A 16,712-nucleotide genomic window follows, 5' to 3' on the forward strand; every position below is an offset into this window, starting at 1 on the left:
TAGCTTATTCCTGATTTTCGCCACGCTCGCGGGCAATGGCGCGGTAGCCAATGTCCTTGCGATAGAAACAGCCTTCCCAATCAATCTTGGCTGCCAGCTTGTACGCCTGCTGTTGAGCGGCATCGACGCTGGTGCCCATGGCGGTGGCGCAAAGCACCCGACCACCGGCCGTCACGACTTGACCGTCCTTGAGTGCAGTACCGGCGTGGAAGACTTTGCCTTCCAGTGTCGCGGCTGCATCCAGACCCTTGATGGCCGCGCCTTTGGCGTAGTCACCAGGATAGCCGCCTGCGGCCAGTACGATACCGACGCTAGGGCGTGGATCCCATTGCGCTTCAACTTTGTCCAGCGCCTGGGCCAGGGCAGCTTCTACCAGCAGTACCAGGCTTGACTGCAGGCGCAGCATGACCGGCTGGGTCTCAGGGTCGCCGAAACGGCAATTGAATTCGATAACTTTTGGGTTACCAGCCTTGTCGATCATCAGGCCAGCGTACAGGAATCCAGTGTAGACGTTTCCTTCCTCGGCCATGCCGCGAACCGTCGGCCAGATCACCAGGTCCATGACGCGTTGATGCACTTCGCTGGTGACCACCGGAGCAGGGGAGTAGGCACCCATGCCGCCCGTGTTCGGGCCGGTATCGCCGTCACCGACGCGTTTGTGGTCCTGGCTGGTGGCCATCGGCAAGACGTTCTTGCCGTCAACCATGACGATGAAGCTGGCTTCTTCGCCGTCCAGGAACTCTTCGATCACCACGCGGGAACCGGCGTCGCCGAAAGCGTTACCGGCCAGCATGTCGCGCACGGCGTCTTCGGCTTCGGCCAGGGTCATGGCCACGATCACGCCTTTACCGGCGGCAAGACCATCGGCCTTGATCACGATCGGCGCACCTTTTTCACGCAGGTAAGCCAGTGCCGGCTCGATCTCGGTGAAGTTCTGGTAGTCGGCGGTCGGGATCTTGTGGCGGGCCAGGAAGTCCTTGGTGAACGCTTTCGAACCTTCCAGCTGAGCGGCGCCAGCGGTCGGGCCGAAGCAATCCAGGCCGCGCGAACGGAACAGATCGACGACGCCAGCGACCAGCGGCACTTCAGGGCCGACGATGGTCAGGGAAACGTTTTTCTCGGCAAAGTCTGCAAGCTGCTCAAGCGCCAGCACGTCGATGGCGACGTTCTCGCACTTGGCTTCAATGGCGGTGCCGGCGTTGCCCGGAGCCACGAAAACCTTCTGCACACGCGGATCCTGAGCCACTTTCCAGGCCAGGGCGTGTTCACGGCCACCGCTGCCAATGATCAAAACATTCATTTCAAAAACCTCGGATGACGCAAATCTGGGGGCTGTAGGAGCGGGCCTGCTCGCGATGGTGGTTAACGATAACGCGGAGTGTCTGAAACACTGTGGCGTCTATTCGTTCTTCGCGAGCAAGCTCGCTCCTACAGTCAGTGGACGTATGCTTAGTGACGGAAGTGGCGCATGCCGGTGAACACCATGGCGATGCCGGCCTCGTCGGCTGCTGCAATCACTTCGTTGTCACGCATCGAGCCGCCTGGCTGGATCACTGCGGTGATACCGGCCTTGGCCGCGTTGTCGATGCCGTCGCGGAACGGGAAGAACGCATCGGAAGCCATGACCGCGCCCTGTACCTGCAAGCCAGCATGTTCCGCCTTGATCGCGGCGATACGTGCCGAGTTCACGCGGCTCATCTGGCCAGCGCCAACACCGATGGTCTGACGGTTCTTGGCGTAGACGATGGCGTTGGATTTAACGTACTTGGCGACTTTCCAGGCGAAGATCAGATCGTGGATTTCCTGTTCGGTCGGCGCGCGTTTGGTCACGACTTTCAGGTCATCGGCGCTGATCATGCCGATGTCGCGGCTCTGCACCAGCAGACCACCGTTGACGCGTTTGTAGTCCCAGGCAGCCGCGCGGTCAGCCGACCACTCGCCGCAGGCCAGCAGGCGTACGTTGGCTTTGGCGGCCACGATGGCGCGGGCTTCTTCGCTGACGCTCGGGGCGATGATCACTTCGACGAACTGACGCTCGACGATGGCCTTGGCGGTTTCAGCATCCAGCTCGCGGTTGAACGCGATAATGCCGCCGAACGCGGATTCGGTGTCGGTGGCGTAGGCGAGGTCGTAGGCCTTGCGGATACCGCCTTCGGCGTCCGGGCTGACGGCCACGCCACACGGGTTGGCGTGCTTGACAATCACACAGGCTGGCTTGACGAAGCTCTTCACGCACTCCAGCGCAGCGTCGGTGTCGGCCACGTTGTTGTACGACAGTTCCTTGCCTTGCAGTTGGGTCGCGGTGGCGATGCCGACTTCGGCAGGCTTGGCTTCCACGTAGAACGCCGCGCTCTGGTGCGGGTTCTCGCCGTAGCGCATTTCCTGGGCCTTGATGAACTGGCTGTTGAAGGTGCGCGGGAATTCGCTGCGACCTTCGGTGCTGAGGGTGTCAGCGGCCTGGTTCACGGTGCCCATGTAGTTGGCGATCATGCCATCGTAGGCGGCGGTGTGTTCGAAGGCCTTGAGCATCAGGTCGAAACGCTGGGCGTAGGTCAGGCCGCCGGCCTTGAGGTTTTCGAGGACGCTGGCGTAATCGCTGGCATTGACCACGATGGCCACGTCCTTGTGGTTCTTCGCTGCCGAACGAACCATGGTCGGGCCGCCGATGTCGATGTTTTCGATCGCGGTCGGCAGGTCACAGCCTGGCTTGTTGATGGTGGCTTCGAACGGATACAGGTTGACTGCTACCAGGTCGATCGGCTTGATGCCGTGCTCGTTCATGATGGCGTCGTCGATACCGCGACGACCGAGGATCCCGCCGTGGATTTTCGGGTGCAGGGTTTTCACCCGACCGTCCATCATTTCGGCAAAACCGGTGTAATCAGCGACTTCCACTGCGGCAACGCCGTTGTCCTGCAGCAGCTTGAACGTCCCGCCGGTGGAGAGGATCTCGACGCCCAGGGCTTCAAGTTCCTTGGCGAATTCGAGGATCCCGGTCTTGTCGGAAACGCTGATCAAGGCGCGGCGGATCGGCAGGCGGGTAGTCTGGTCGGTCATTTCAATTTCCATCAAAAGCAAAGGAGTCAGCAAAAAAGGCGACCGGTTTTACGCGGGCGCCTTTCTGGTTTGATTGAATGCTTACAGCAAATCGTACTGCTTGAGTTTCTTGCGCAGCGTGCCCCGGTTCAGTCCGAGCATCTCGCTGGCCTTGGTCTGGTTGCCCTTGACGTAGTTCATCACGCACTCGAGCAGGGGAGCCTCGACTTCGGAGAGCACCAGGTTGTACACATCCGTGACGGCAGCGCCCTCAAGGTGGGCGAAATAATTGTGCAGCGCTTTCTCGACACTCCCACGAAGGGTCTGGCCTTCTTCGCTCGGGGTATTGAGGTGCTGTTTCAAATTCACGTTGTCGCTCACGGGTGTTGTTCCACTCACTAAAGTCTCGGTCATCATCGTCATGCGGCCACCCCCTCTCCGTCCCCTGTCAGGCTCTTGTAACGTTCGGCGAAGAAGCCCTGAACGTTGGCGCATTGTGCTTCCGTATCTTCCAAACGATTGAAGTGGGCGCGAAACTCCCTGGCGCCCGGCAAGGTTGCGAGATACCAGCCCACATGCTTTCGAGCAATGCGTACGCCCATCACGTCTCCATAGAAGGCGTGCAGCGCAGCCAGGTGCTCTAGCAGAATGCGTTCCACCTCGATCAGCTCCAGCGCCGGGAGCTTCTCGCCGGTACGCAGGAAATGGTCGATCTCGCGAAAAATCCATGGCCGCCCCTGGGCAGCCCGACCTACCAACAGGCCGTCGGCACCGGTCGCGTCAAGCACGTATCGGGCCTTCTCCGGCGAATCGATGTCGCCATTGGCGAAGACCGGCATCGACACCGCCTGCTTGATCGCGGCAATGGTGTCGTACTCGGCTTCCCCGGTGTACAGATCGGCGCGGGTGCGGCCATGGACCGCCAGCGCCGTGATGCCTGCCTGCTCGGCGATCTTCGCCACGGTCAGGCCGTTCTTGTTGTCCCGGTCCCAGCCGGTACGGATCTTCAGGGTCACCGGCACATCAACCGCAGCCACTACCGCCTGCAGGATCTCGGTAACCAATGCCTCGTCCTTCAACAGCGCGGAACCGGCAGCCTTGTTGCAGACTTTCTTCGCCGGACAGCCCATGTTGATATCAATGATCTGCGCGCCCAGCTCGACGTTGGCCCGGGCCGCATCCGCCAGCATCTGTGCGTCACCACCGGCGATCTGTACCGAGCGTGGCTCGGGATCACCTTCGTGGATCATGCGCATGCGTGACTTGCGGGTGTTCCACAAACTCATGTCGCTGGTAACCATCTCCGAGACTACTAGTCCCGCGCCCAGTCGCTTGCACAGCTGACGAAAGGGCTGGTCGGTGACGCCCGCCATGGGAGCGAGAATCAAGCCGTTGTGTAATGTGTATGGACCGATGCGTACCGCCGACATAGGACTTCCCTGTTGTGGGGCCGGATCATGAGAGTTCGAAAAAGGGTTGGCATGATACCCGCTCTCGATGACTGGATAAAGGCTGAATTGAACAAAATCTGAACAGTTATTCTGTTATCGCCAGCGGTTTGGTCCCGGCGTGCGCAGTCAGAAAGCCGTCGTCAATTCAGGATGGGGGAGCCGGTTCACTCGGGCGAGTGGAAGCTGAGACTGTAGTTCACCGCTTTGGCGCCTGGGTCGAGAATGTCCAGCGCGATGTGGATTGGTGTCTGCGGGGGCATTTCGGCCATGCCTTCGAGGTCGCCGCCCAGGTACTCGCCGGGCTTGAAGCGACGGCTGGCGATCAGATGGCCATTGAGGTCGGCAAAGCGCAGTTCCAGCAGCGGGAATGGCTGGGAGAAGGGCGCACGGTTATAGATGATCGCGTCGACCACCAGGGCACCGTTGAATTCAGGGTGGCTGCGCACCACCAGGTTGCTGCTTTTGATTTTCGCGATATCGACCTTGGATGGCACGGTGCAACCGATTTGCGGGCACAGCTGCTGGAACCACGGGCGGTATTGGTCCTGACGTGCCAGTTCATCGAAGTGGTAGGCAACATACTGGCCGACAAGGGCACCGGCACCAAGCACGATCAACAGTAACCAGAAGAGTCGGCGCCCCCATGGCGAGCGACGTTTTTGCCAGTCGAGTTGCAGCGGATCATCGGTCAGGTCCTGCAGCACGTCGGCGCGCACGCCGGGTTCGCTGCGCTCGCGTCGCTTGCGTAATGGCTCGATTGAGGGCAGGTCGTCGTCATGCTCGTCGCTTGCAGTGGCCGACAGGCGCTCATGATGAACCGGCGTGTCGAGCGGGTCGTGCAGGCGCAGTTGTGGCGGCGCTGCTTCGTCCTCCGGTTCTACGGGTTCCAGGGACAGCGAGGGTTCGGTGCGCGAGGGTTTGCTCGGTACCAGTTCCAGCTCCGGCAAATCCTCTCCGTCGGTCTGCGCGCAATCGGCAGCCGATTCGCTGAACAGGCTGTCGGACCAGGGCTCTTCGGTCTCGGCAGTGTCGCGACGCGCACTCAGCGTGTCTTCGCGATGCCGGGTGAACTCCGTGGTCGGCTGGATTTCCCGCTGTTCGAGGCGGGCGAGTTCTTCGTCGAGGTCGAGACTGTCGAGGTCCAGCTCGGCGGCTGTCCATTGTTTTTGGCTGATGGCGCGGGGTTCTGCGGGTTCCGGTGCTTCGACGATGGCCGGGGCGACCGGCGCGACAGGTTCCTTGCCGGCCTGCTCAAGCAGCTGCTTGGCGGCATTGAACACCTGCAGGCATGAGCCACAGCGAACAACGCCGCGAGCCACGCTCAACTGAGCATGGCTGACGCGGAAGCTGGTTTGGCAATGCGGGCACTGAGTGACGAAGCTGTCGGTCATGCGGCGATCCGGATTATGCAGAGGCTCATTCTAGCGCCGACGACCGGTAATGCGCACCCAGCCATCGCGATTGGCGATCGGATCCAGTTCGAAGTCCTTGGCGTAGGCGGCGGCCACTTCTTCGCCTTGCTCGGCGAGGATGCCCGACAGCGCCAGGCGGCCGCCGGTCCTGACCAGCCCGGACAGCTGCGGCGCCAGGGACACCAGCGGACCGGCGAGAATGTTGGCAACCAGCACGTCGGCCTGAACTTGCGGCAAGTCTTCCGGCAGGTACAGCGGGAAGCGTTCTTCGGCAATATTGTTGCGCCCGGCGTTGTCGCGGGAGGCTTCCAGCGCCTGAACGTCGATGTCGGTGCCCACGGCTTGCTTCGCGCCCAGCAGAAGGGCGGCAATCGCCAGAATCCCCGAGCCGCAGCCGAAGTCCAGCACATTGCAGTCCTTCAGGTCCTGGCCGTCGAGCCACTCCAGGCACAGCGCGGTGGTGGGGTGGGTGCCGGTGCCGAACGCCAGACCCGGGTCAAGCAACAGGTTGACCGCATCAGGCTCGGGTGCCGCGTGCCAGCTCGGTACGATCCACAGGCGCTGGCCAAATCGCATCGGCTGGAAATTGTCCATCCAGCTGCGTTCCCAGTCCTGGTCTTCGATCACTTCGCTGTGATGCTCGGGCAGCGGGCTGCCGGTCAGCAATTCCAGATGGGCCAGTACCGGGCCGGCTTCGGTGCCGCCTTCGAACAGCGCCAGCAAGTGGGTGTGCGACCACAGAGGCGTGGTATTGAGTTCCGGCTCGAAGATCGGCTGATCTTCGGCGTCCATGAAGGTCACCGACACGGCGCCCACTTCAAGGAAAGCGTCTTCATAGGTTTCGGCTTGTTCTGGGCTGATGGCGAGACGGACTTGCAGCCAAGGCATGGCGGGCACCTTTGAAAAATATTGATTGCAGCCTAGCGAGCTGCGAGAAGCGCGCAAGTTTACGCGAGAGTGCGGGTTTTGTGGGAGTAGGTTGGTCCGAGCATCAACACATGCCCTGTGGGAGCGGGCTTGCTCGCGATGAAGCCGGTACATCCGATATCAATCGTAGACTGATTCACCGCTATCGCGGGCAAGCCCGCTCCCAAAGGGTCGGTGGTGATTCGTTAAATGAAATATCCAGAAACAACAAAACCGCCCGAAGGCGGCTTTGTTGTTCGGGTCGAAGCTTAGTGCTTCTCGCCTGCCAGCTTGTGCTCGAGGTAGTGAATGTTCACGCCCCCTTTGCAGAAGCCTTCATCGCGGGTCAGGTCGCGGTGCAGCGGGATGTTGGTCTTGATCCCGTCGACCACGATTTCGTCCAGCGCATTGCGCATGCGCGCCATGGCTTCGTCACGGGTTGCGCCGTAGGTGATCAGCTTGCCGATCAACGAATCGTAGTTCGGCGGAACGGCATAACCACTGTACAGGTGCGAGTCGACGCGAACGCCGTTGCCGCCTGGAGCGTGGAAATGCTTGACCGTGCCAGGGCTTGGCATGAAGGTTTTCGGGTCTTCGGCGTTGATCCGGCATTCCAGTGCGTGACCGCGGATGACCACGTCATCCTGGGTGAACGACAGCTTGTTGCCGGCGGCGATGCTCAGCATCTCCTTGACGATGTCGATACCGGTGACCATTTCCGAAACCGGGTGCTCTACCTGGACACGAGTGTTCATCTCGATGAAGTAGAAGCGACCGTTTTCGTACAGGAACTCGAAAGTGCCTGCGCCACGGTAACCAATGTCGATGCACGCCTTGACGCAGCGGGCGAAGACTTCCTGGCGAGCCTTCTCGTCGATGCCCGGTGCCGGCGCTTCTTCGAGAACTTTCTGGTGACGGCGCTGCAGCGAGCAGTCACGGTCGCCCAGATGGATGGCGTTGCCCTGGCCGTCGGACAGCACCTGAACTTCCACGTGACGTGGGTTGGTCAGGAATTTTTCCAGATAGACCATCGGGTTGCCGAACGCTGCGCCCGCTTCGGAGCGGGTCAGTTTCGCCGAGGAAATCAGGTCTTCTTCCTTGTGCACGACGCGCATGCCGCGACCACCACCGCCGCCAGCGGCTTTGATGATCACCGGGTAACCGACTTCGCGGCCGATGCGCAGAGCGGTTTCTTCGTCTTCCGGCAGCGGGCCGTCGGAACCGGGAACAGTCGGTACGCCAGCGGCGATCATCGCGTGCTTGGCCGAAACCTTGTCGCCCATCAGGCGGATGGTTTCGGCTTTCGGACCGATGAAGGCGAAGCCGGAGTTCTCGACCTGTTCGGCAAAGTCGGCGTTTTCCGCGAGGAAACCGTAGCCAGGGTGAATGGCGGTGGCGCCGGTCACTTCGGCCGCGGCGATGATTGCCGGGATGTGCAGGTAAGAGTGGGCAGCCGATGCCGGACCGATGCAGACGGATTCGTCTGCCAGGCCCAGGTGCATCAGTTCCTTGTCAGCCTTGGAATAAACGGCGACGGTCTTGATGCCCATCTCTTTGCAGGCGCGCAGAATCCGCAGTGCGATCTCACCGCGGTTGGCGATCAGAACTTTTTCCAACTTCGCAGTCATCAAAGGCTCTCCGCGGTTCAAACGATGGTGAACAGCGGTTGGTCGTACTCAACCGGCTGGCCGTCTTCGACGAGGATGGATTCGATCACACCGCTGGTTTCAGCTTCGATGTGGTTCATCATCTTCATGGCTTCAACGATGCACAGGGTGTCGCCTTTCTTCACGGTCTGGCCGACTTCAACGAAGGACGGCGAGGTTGGCGAAGACTTGCGATAGAACGTACCGACCATCGGCGAACGGGCAACGGTGCCGTTCAGCGCTGGTGCGGCCGGAGCAGCTGCTGGGGCGGCAGCGGCAGCCGGAGCGGCGGCAGCGGCAGGCGCGGCAGCCGGAGCATGCATTGGAGCCGGTGCGTAGTACTGCTGAGCCGGGGTCTTGCTATGACGGCTGATGCGTACGGACTCTTCGCCTTCCTTGATCTCGAGCTCGTCGATGCCGGACTCTTCCAGCAATTCGATCAGTTTCTTAACTTTACGGATATCCATGAATCATCAACTCCCAAGGGTCGGTCAGGGGCGTTTAACGCTTGTTGTTCAAGCTGTTGCCTGTTTTTCAAGCTGCTCTAGGGCGGCCTCCAGGGCCAGTCGATAACCGCTGGCGCCAAGGCCGCAGATCACTCCCACCGCTACGTCGGAGAAGTAAGAGTGATGGCGGAAAGGTTCGCGTTTGTGCACGTTAGACAAATGCACTTCGATGAATGGGATGCTCACCGCCAGCAACGCGTCACGTAATGCGACACTTGTATGCGTAAAAGCTGCTGGGTTGATCAAAATGAAGTCCACGCCTTCGGTGCGAGCAGCGTGGATGCGGTCGATCAATTCGTACTCGGCATTGCTTTGCAGGTGCAGCAAATGGTGGCCGGCTTCACGGGCCCGGCGTTCCAGGTCCTGGTTGATCTGCGCCAGCGTCGTGGCGCCGTAGGTGCCCGGTTCACGGGTGCCAAGCAAGTTCAGGTTGGGTCCGTGCAGAACCAGTAGGGTCGCCATCGGCTGTTCCTTTGTTATCCGTGTGCAGTTGTCAGAACCCGGCGACTATGCCGCAAAGCCTTTGTGACTGTCCAGTTCTCTGCAATAGGCAGCACGATGACCGATGTTTGCGCGAAATATATGACCGCTTGATTAAATCCGGTCATTAGCCCTGGCGACACGTTCGGCGAAGTCCGCCGCATTGATCTCGCCGATCACCCGCACTTCGGCACGCTCGACGCCGTCCTTGCCGAAAAACATCAGTGCCGGAGGCCCGAACAGTTTGTAGCGGTCGAGCAGGGTGCGTTGCTCGGCATTGCTGGCGGTGATGTCGAAACGAATCAGCCGATAGCCCTTGAGCCGTTCAACCACGGTGGCGTCGTTGAGCACTTCGTGTTCGATGACTTTGCAGCTGATGCACCAGTCGGCGTACCAGTCGAGCAGCAAAGGGGTGCCGGAGGCGCGAGCTTCGGCGAGGACGCGGTCGAGGTCGGCCGGAGTGTTGACGGTTTGCCAGGCTCGGGTGTTTGGCGCGGTCTCGTTGGCAGCAATCGTGCGCGTCTGGCCGATCGGATTGAAAGGGTCGGTCTGACCGCTGAACGCGCCATACCAGCAGGCCAGCGCATAAAACAGCAGAAACATCCCGAGCAATTGACCCAGGCGTTTTCGAGGAGGTTTGTAGACGAACTCCAGTGCGCCCATGAACAGTCCGACGCCACCGGCCAGCAAACCGATCAACAGCAAGGTGATCTGCCCCGGCATGACGCGGCTGAGCAAACCGATCGCCAGCCCCAGCAGCAGCACGCCAATCGCGTTTTTCACGTAGATCAGCCAGGGGCCGCTCTTCGGCAACCAGGCGGCGCCGCCGGTGGCGACCAGTAACAGCGGGGCGCCCATGCCGAGGCCGAGCATGAACAGTTTCAGGCCGCCGCCCAAGGCATCGCCGCTGGCGCTGATGTAAAGCAGCGCGCCGGCCAGAGGTGCCGAGACACAGGGCGAAACCAGCAGGCTGGAGACCACGCCCAGTACGGCGGCGCCCCACAATGAACCGCCTTCGGTGCGTCCGGCGATGCGATCGAGTCGGCTGCTGATCGCATAGGGCAACTTGAGTTCGAACACACCGAACATCGCCAGGGCGAACACGGCAAAAAACATCGCGAACGGCACCAGCACCCAGGCCGATTGCAGGCGTGCTTGCAGATTGAGCTGCGCGCCGAACATCCCCATCAATGCGCCGAGCAGGGCGAAGCAGGCGGCCATCGGCAGGACATACGCCAGTGACAGATTGAACCCGCGCCAGCCACCGACCTGGCCGCGCAACACCACGCCGGAAAGGATCGGCAGCATGGGCAGTACGCAGGGGGTAAAGGTCAGGCCCAGGCCGGCGAGAAAGAACAGCGCCAGTGCACGCCAGCCCCAGTCATGGGCTGGCGTTGCGCCGTCGCCGCTGATGCTCAGGCGTTCGGTCTCGGGTGGATAGCACAGGCCTTTGTCCGCACAGCCCTGGTAGGTCACGGCGAGGGTAAAGGCACGTTGGTCTGTGCGCGGCAGTTCGACGTCGAGAATGCCGTGATAGACCTCGACATCACCGAAGTACTCGTCGTGCTTTTGTTCGCCCTTGGGCAGCCGGGCGGGGCCGAGCGTGAGGTCGACCGGATCGGCGCGGAACTGAAAGCGGTGGCGGTAGAGGTAATAACCCTCGGTGGCGACGAAGCGCAGCTTGATTGATTGCGGCGTGCTCTCCACCAGGCTGAGCTGGAAGGCTTCGCGCACCGGCAGGAAATCGGCGCTGTTGTTGATCGAACCCAGCGTCGAACTGGGCCGGTTCTCCAGCAGCCCGGTGGCGGTGGCCGGCAGGGCGAGCACGAAAAGCAGCAGGCAGAGCAAACGGCGCATGACAATCTCGCGTATCGGAATTGGGGGCATGATAGCGGACGGCGGGCGGGTATGCAGGGCCAAGGATGGAGGTGATGACGCTATCGCGAGCAGGGTCGCTCACACGGGGGGATCTGCGGCGTACACAAATCAAGCGTGTGCGAGCTTGCTCGCGAAGGCGATCTATCAGACGCGGAACGCCTGAACGGCCGTATGCAGTTGCCCGCCCAGCACCAGCAGGTTCTCCCCTTGTTCGCGCCCCTCGCCAATGCGCAGCAAGTTATCCCCACCCAATTGGTGAATCCGCTCACTGTGATCGCGGATTTCGCTGACAGCGCCACTCTGCTGGGCGGTGACATCGGCAATGCGCACGGCTGTCTCGGAAATGGTCTGGATCGCCCCGACGATTTTATCCAGTGCGCCATCAGCCGCCTGGGCCTGGCTGGCGGTGGCTTCGGCGTGTTCGACCTGGGCGCGCATGCCTTCGACCGATTGCCGCGCGGCAGTTTGCAGGCCGGCGATCAGGGTTTGAATTTCTCCCGTGGCGCCGGCGGTGCGCTGTGCCAGAGAACGAACTTCTTCGGCCACCACGGCAAAGCCTCGCCCCATTTCCCCGGCACGAGCGGCTTCGATGGCCGCGTTCAAGGCCAACAGATTGGTCTGGTCGGCAATCGAACGGATCACCGTTAAAACGCCGCCGATGGTGGCCGACTCCTCGGCCAGGTGTTCGATCATCTGCGCATTGCCCTGCACTTCACCCACCAGCGCATGCAGGCCGGTCAGGCTCAGGCCAATGACTTTCTGCCCGTGTGCGACGGCCTGGCCCGCGTGGCGGCTGGCATCGGCAGCCTGACTGGCATCGCCGGCCACTTGTTGAATGGTCGCTTCCAGTTCGCTCAGCGAGTCGCGAATCATTGCCGTGTCGCCGGCTTGATGTTCGGCACCGCTGTGCAGGTCGTTGCTCAGCTCGGCCAGGGTCCGGCTGCTGCCGGCAACCTGCTCGGCGTTGAGGCGAATGGTGCCCACCAGGTCCACCAGGTAGGCGCGCAGACGATTGAGCGAAGCCTCGATGTCACGCAGTTCGCGGTTGGTCTTGCCCAGTTCAATGTTTCGGCTGAAATCGCCCTCGGCCCAGGTCGAGAGGGCCGGCGCCAGATTGGTCAGGGTCCGGGCCAGGCGTCGTTGCAGGGTGTCGATGAGCAGGGCGATCAGCAAAATCAGACCAATCATCACGCCTTGCATCAATCGCACTTCACTCTGGATCTGTCCGTGCTGGGCACGAACCACGGGTTCCAGGCCAGCGATGGCTTGCTGTACGGCTGCGATTTTCAGGTGGGTCGCGGTGCTGAGGTCGGCGCGTTTCTCGATCTGCTCGCGGGTGCGCGCCAGTTCCGCCGGGTAGCGGGTGAGGAGGCTGTTCAGTTCGCGCTTGAGGCCGACGCCGGCATCTTCGACGACGGTTTTCTCGGTGTTCTCCAGGCCCATCATCGCGGCGAAGTCATCCGTATTCGATTCACCACGGGCGGCCACGCCCAGCAGCGGCAGGGTATCCAGTTGCTCAGCCTGGGTACGGATGCTGGCGACTTCGCGCTCCACATCGGCGGCCAGCTCACTACGACCGCTGCTGACCAGTTTGTCCCGGGCCAGGGACAGTTTGCCCAGGTGCTGGGAGGCGGCGAGCAACGGCGTCAGATAGGCAGCGTTGCCGCTGGCGTATTGGCTGAGTTGATCAAGGCTGGCGCTCAATTCCCGTTCGGCTTGCAGCAGCAGGGCTTGTGGGTCGCCGGCGAGTTTGCCGGCGGCCAGCAGATCGGTTTTGCTGAATTCGTCCAGGGTCGACAGGCTGGGACGCAAAGTTTCGGCCAGGGCTGGCGGCAATTCGCCGAGTTCTTTTTGCAGGCCGTCGATGGCCTGGCTGGCGCTGCTCAAGCGCACGGCATCGCCGCTGGCGAGGTAATCCTCGACGTTGCGCGCGACTTCATTTTGAAACTGCTGGGACAGGCCGAGGTAACGCTCCATTAATAGATAGGGGCGTTCGAGGGCTTTTTGCGACCACCAGAGCGTGGCGCCAAGGGCGACGCAGACGGCGACTAAAAGAAGGGTATTGAGATTGGTCAGCAGCTTCAGGCGCATCGTGTCTACCAACGTCAGAATGGTAAGCGCCTGAATTTATTGCGTTTCTGTTACAGGGTTATGACTGAGGGAGTGATTTGCGATGAAAAAGTGGCACTTTGCTTTGACGTCCTGGCCGCCTGCACGCGATTACGGCCGGCGTCTTTGGCTCGGTAGAGCGCCTCGTCTGCCTGGCTGGCCATCAACAGGCTGTCCGAGTGTTCGCACCACTCGACCACCCCGGCACTGAAGGTGCACCAAAGATCATGGGGTTGAGCGGGGTAGTGAATTTCGGCAAACCGCTGACGTATTTCATCGAGGACCCGGTAGGCCGCTTCAAGGTCAGTGTCGGGCATGACGATGGCGAACTCTTCGCCGCCATATCGGCCGATGAAGTCGGTCTTGCGCAACCGTTGCTTGAGGAACAGCGCCAGGCTCTTGATCACGCGGTCGCCCATGGGGTGGCCGTGGCTGTCATTGACCCGTTTGAAGTGGTCGATGTCGAGCATGGCAAAGCTCAGCGGCTTGTTCTCGCGTCGGGCGCGGAACGAGCAGTCTTCGAGCAATTGCAGAATGTGGGTGTGGTTGTACAAGCCGGTGAGGCTGTCGCGGACCATCCGAGCCTTGAGGTTACGTGCCCGAGCCGCCCGATTGCGCACCGTGGTGATCAGGTGCCGGGGCTTGATCGGTTTGGTCAGGAAGTCGTCGCCGCCTTCGCTCATGGCGTCGAGTTGCTTGTCCAGGTCATCCTCGGCCGACAGATAAATGATCGGCACGCTGACATACCGGTCGTTGTGGCGAATCACCTTGGCCAGTTCCGTCCCGGTGCAGGCCGGCATGTACATGTCGAGGATGATCAGGTCCGGTTGAAAGTCCGCCAGCTCGGCCATGGCCTGGATCGGCTCGATCAAGGTCCGGGTGACGATCCCTGCACTATTAAGGAGGCGTTCGGTGTGCAGTGCCTGGGCGCGGGAATCGTCGATGATCAGCACTTTATAAGGTTCGTACTGGGCGACGCAGGTCAGGACTTCGATTTTCTCCAGCAGGCTCGAGGCTTCGAGGGTGCCGGTGAGAAACTCCTGACCACCGGCCCGCACGGCGGCCAGGCGGGTCGGGGTGTCGGTTTCGTGCAGGCTGAAGAACAACAGCGGTAAACGATGATCGAGGCCTGCCTGGGCTTCGGCGGCCAGTTGCAAGCCAACGCCGGGGCCGCTGAAATCCACATCCATGACTATCGCCGCCGGCAGGCGCTCGACCATCGAGGAGCGAAACGCCGCCACACTGTCCAGGGACTGGGCGCTGAGACCAAAGAACTCAAGCTGTTTGGCCAGGCGTTCGCCACGGTCATGATCCTGCAGCATCACGTAGATCGGCTTGCGCAGAGGCGGCAGGAAGGTTTGGTCGAGTTGATCGCCATGGCGCAGGCCGGTGCGCGACAGGCGCTGCATCAAACGGTTGAGGTCGGTGATCAGGCCGCTGCTCAGGCGTCCGCGATTGGCGTCGACAGCCTCCAGCGACTGGCTGATATGGCGTGCCAGTTGCGTGTGTTCCGGTTGCTCGAAACGTTCGGCAAAACGCAGCAGGCGCAGATTGGCCTCGCTCAGTTCCGACAGGTCGCTGATCGACCACTCGCTGCGCTGCAGACGCTGCCATATCTCAAGAATCTGACGTGCTTGATGAATTACCCGCTGGGCAAAGTGATGCTTGAGGCGCTCGCGGCTGGGGTCTTCTGGCTCGGTCATATCCTGACTACTAGTTAGGGTGCACACTGAGGTCGACTGGTGGCTCTATGCTAGCACCTCTTTTCGATTGCATGAGTGTTGTCAGGCAATAATCTGCAAAGCACCTCCATTCAGTTTGTGACTGTGTGGTCTTTAATTGGATGGCTGTTCTCGTGAGGGCCTTTTGAATCGGGGCTTTCAGGGTTTTTCCGGGTTGGCGTGGTGCCGACTCCAGGTGGTTTTTCAGCCTTGCCCGGCAGGGATTCGCGGCGTATCGACGGGGTGAATTGACGATGATTTTCGTTTTTCGGGGGTAGGGGAATCCCCTAGAGGCGTTCTGTCAGACCCCGGGCTGTCGTCGCAAAAAACAACCGATCAATACCGGGCCCTCGCTGTCAGCGTCCGACAGACCCTGGTTTTTCGCATGCGGGGCGACTAATTTTCAGCATCAACCCAACGGCGGGTGCCGGGCCAAGGCACGTTGTTGTATGGTTGTGGTCGAACCAACGAACCCAAGTGATTGAAAGGATATCGCCATGCTGGACTGGAAGAACCGCGCCGGTAGCGCGCCTGAACGTGCCGCTGAACCGAAGTCGGCTACCCGCAGTTATCTGGGCGGTCTGTTGTTCAGCCGGGCGCTGGCCACACTGCTGGGCATCTACCTGCTGGTGACGGGCATCCTGGGCTGGTATTGGAGCGAGGAGCCCGCCTTGTTTCCGGTGCAGCAGAATGCGCAAATGGCGGCCGAGAAAGAAGGCAAGCAGATGGTGGTCGGCTATACCACGGTCGAAACCCTCAAGACCGTAGCCGGGACATTGCTGAACAAGCCGGGCGGCTACATTTCCAATGATCGTTTCCCGCCGGGCCTGTGGATGGACAACATGCCGAGCTGGGAATATGGCGTGCTGGTGCAAGTGCGCGATCTGACCCGTGCATTGCGTAAAGACTTCGCCCGTTCGCAATCGCAGTCCGCTGAAGACGCCGATCTGGCGAAGGCCGAGCCGCGTTTCAACTTCGACAATAAAAGCTGGGTGCTGCCATCCAGTGAGTCCGAGTACCAGGAAGGCATCAATTCCCTGAGTCGCTATCAGGCGCGTCTGTCGGATCCGAACCAGAAAACCGCGCTGTTCTATGCCCGTGCCGACAACCTGAACAACTGGCTGGGCGACGTCGGGACACGTCTGGGTTCGCTGTCGCAACGCCTGTCGGCCAGTGTCGGCCGGGTCAAGCTCAACACGTCGTTGAAGACTGAGGTTGTGGTGCCGGGTGTGGCGCCGCAAGTCGACGAGGAAATCGTCGAGACCCCGTGGATGCAGATCGATAACGTGTTCTACGAAGCCCGCGGTCAGGCCTGGGCGTTGTCGCACTTGCTGCGCGCCATCGAGGTCGACTTCGCCGATGTACTGGCGAAGAAGAACGCCACGGTCAGCGTGCGTCAGATCATCCGTGAGCTGGAAGCTTCGCAGGAACCGGTATGGAGCCCGATGATCCTCAATGGCAGCGGCTTCGGCGTGCTGGCCAACCACTCGTTGGTCATGGCCAACTACATCTCCCGCGCCAATGCGGCGGTGATCGATTTGCGTCAACTGCTGAATCAGGGCTGAGT

The 16,712-nt window shown here is 61.1% G+C and carries 13 protein-coding genes; 1 reads left to right on the forward strand and 12 read right to left on the reverse strand.

What is annotated here, in order from left to right; translation table 11 throughout:
* Positions 1 to 4: 4 nt before the first annotated feature.
* From purD to gcbA, 12 genes are all read right to left on the reverse strand, one after another.
* Positions 5 to 1,300, reverse strand: coding sequence for a phosphoribosylamine--glycine ligase (purD, locus tag ACGJAX_RS09085; protein ID WP_090328683.1), 1,296 nt, complete (start codon positions 1,298 to 1,300; stop codon positions 5 to 7).
* Between the two features lie 149 nt (positions 1,301 to 1,449).
* Complete coding sequence (gene purH, locus ACGJAX_RS09090; RefSeq protein WP_248915362.1) at positions 1,450 to 3,057, reverse strand: bifunctional phosphoribosylaminoimidazolecarboxamide formyltransferase/IMP cyclohydrolase; 1,608 nt, start codon at positions 3,055 to 3,057, stop codon at positions 1,450 to 1,452.
* An 81-nt stretch (positions 3,058 to 3,138) separates the two neighbouring features.
* Positions 3,139 to 3,459: a DNA-binding transcriptional regulator Fis gene (fis, locus tag ACGJAX_RS09095; protein ID WP_015093301.1), complete on the reverse strand. Its 321-nt coding sequence runs from the start codon at positions 3,457 to 3,459 to the stop codon at positions 3,139 to 3,141.
* On the reverse strand, positions 3,456 to 4,466 hold the full coding sequence (dusB, locus tag ACGJAX_RS09100) for a tRNA dihydrouridine synthase DusB (RefSeq protein WP_056852460.1): 1,011 nt from the start codon (positions 4,464 to 4,466) through the stop codon (positions 3,456 to 3,458). Before dusB ends, fis begins: the two co-directional genes overlap by 4 nt.
* A 185-nt stretch (positions 4,467 to 4,651) precedes the next feature.
* Positions 4,652 to 5,878 carry a DUF3426 domain-containing protein gene (locus tag ACGJAX_RS09105; protein WP_390958491.1) on the reverse strand — a complete coding sequence of 409 codons (1,227 nt, stop codon included), beginning with the start codon at positions 5,876 to 5,878 and terminating at the stop codon, positions 4,652 to 4,654.
* A gap of 30 nt (positions 5,879 to 5,908) precedes the next feature.
* Entirely contained in the window at positions 5,909 to 6,787 is an 879-nt protein-coding gene (gene prmA, locus ACGJAX_RS09110; RefSeq protein WP_247257147.1) for a 50S ribosomal protein L11 methyltransferase, read from the reverse strand.
* A 287-nt stretch (positions 6,788 to 7,074) separates the two neighbouring features.
* Positions 7,075 to 8,433, reverse strand: a complete 1,359-nt coding sequence (gene accC / locus ACGJAX_RS09115) for an acetyl-CoA carboxylase biotin carboxylase subunit (protein WP_056852463.1) — start codon at positions 8,431 to 8,433, stop codon at positions 7,075 to 7,077.
* 17 nt (positions 8,434 to 8,450) lie between these two features.
* Positions 8,451 to 8,918: an acetyl-CoA carboxylase biotin carboxyl carrier protein gene (gene accB, locus ACGJAX_RS09120; protein ID WP_090328691.1), complete on the reverse strand. Its 468-nt coding sequence runs from the start codon at positions 8,916 to 8,918 to the stop codon at positions 8,451 to 8,453.
* 48 nt (positions 8,919 to 8,966) lie between these two features.
* Positions 8,967 to 9,419 carry a type II 3-dehydroquinate dehydratase gene (gene aroQ, locus ACGJAX_RS09125; protein WP_090328693.1) on the reverse strand — a complete coding sequence of 151 codons (453 nt, stop codon included), beginning with the start codon at positions 9,417 to 9,419 and terminating at the stop codon, positions 8,967 to 8,969.
* A 132-nt stretch (positions 9,420 to 9,551) separates the two neighbouring features.
* A complete protein-coding gene (locus ACGJAX_RS09130) occupies positions 9,552 to 11,294 on the reverse strand; it encodes a protein-disulfide reductase DsbD (RefSeq protein WP_390958494.1) in 1,743 nt (580 codons plus the stop codon).
* 165 nt (positions 11,295 to 11,459) lie between these two features.
* Positions 11,460 to 13,406, reverse strand: a complete 1,947-nt coding sequence (locus ACGJAX_RS09135) for a methyl-accepting chemotaxis protein (RefSeq protein ID WP_390958496.1) — start codon at positions 13,404 to 13,406, stop codon at positions 11,460 to 11,462.
* Between the two features lie 50 nt (positions 13,407 to 13,456).
* Entirely contained in the window at positions 13,457 to 15,127 is a 1,671-nt protein-coding gene (gcbA, locus tag ACGJAX_RS09140; protein WP_390958498.1) for a diguanylate cyclase GcbA, read from the reverse strand.
* Between the two features lie 515 nt (positions 15,128 to 15,642).
* On the opposite strand from gcbA, the gene ACGJAX_RS09145 reads away from it, so the two are divergent.
* Positions 15,643 to 16,710: a DUF2333 family protein gene (locus tag ACGJAX_RS09145; RefSeq protein WP_390958500.1), complete on the forward strand. Its 1,068-nt coding sequence runs from the start codon at positions 15,643 to 15,645 to the stop codon at positions 16,708 to 16,710.
* Positions 16,711 to 16,712: the final 2 nt, after the last annotated feature.

The sequence above is a fragment of the Pseudomonas moorei genome (assembly GCF_042846945.1).
In the GTDB taxonomy this organism is placed as follows: Bacteria; Pseudomonadota; Gammaproteobacteria; order Pseudomonadales; family Pseudomonadaceae; genus Aquipseudomonas; species Aquipseudomonas moorei.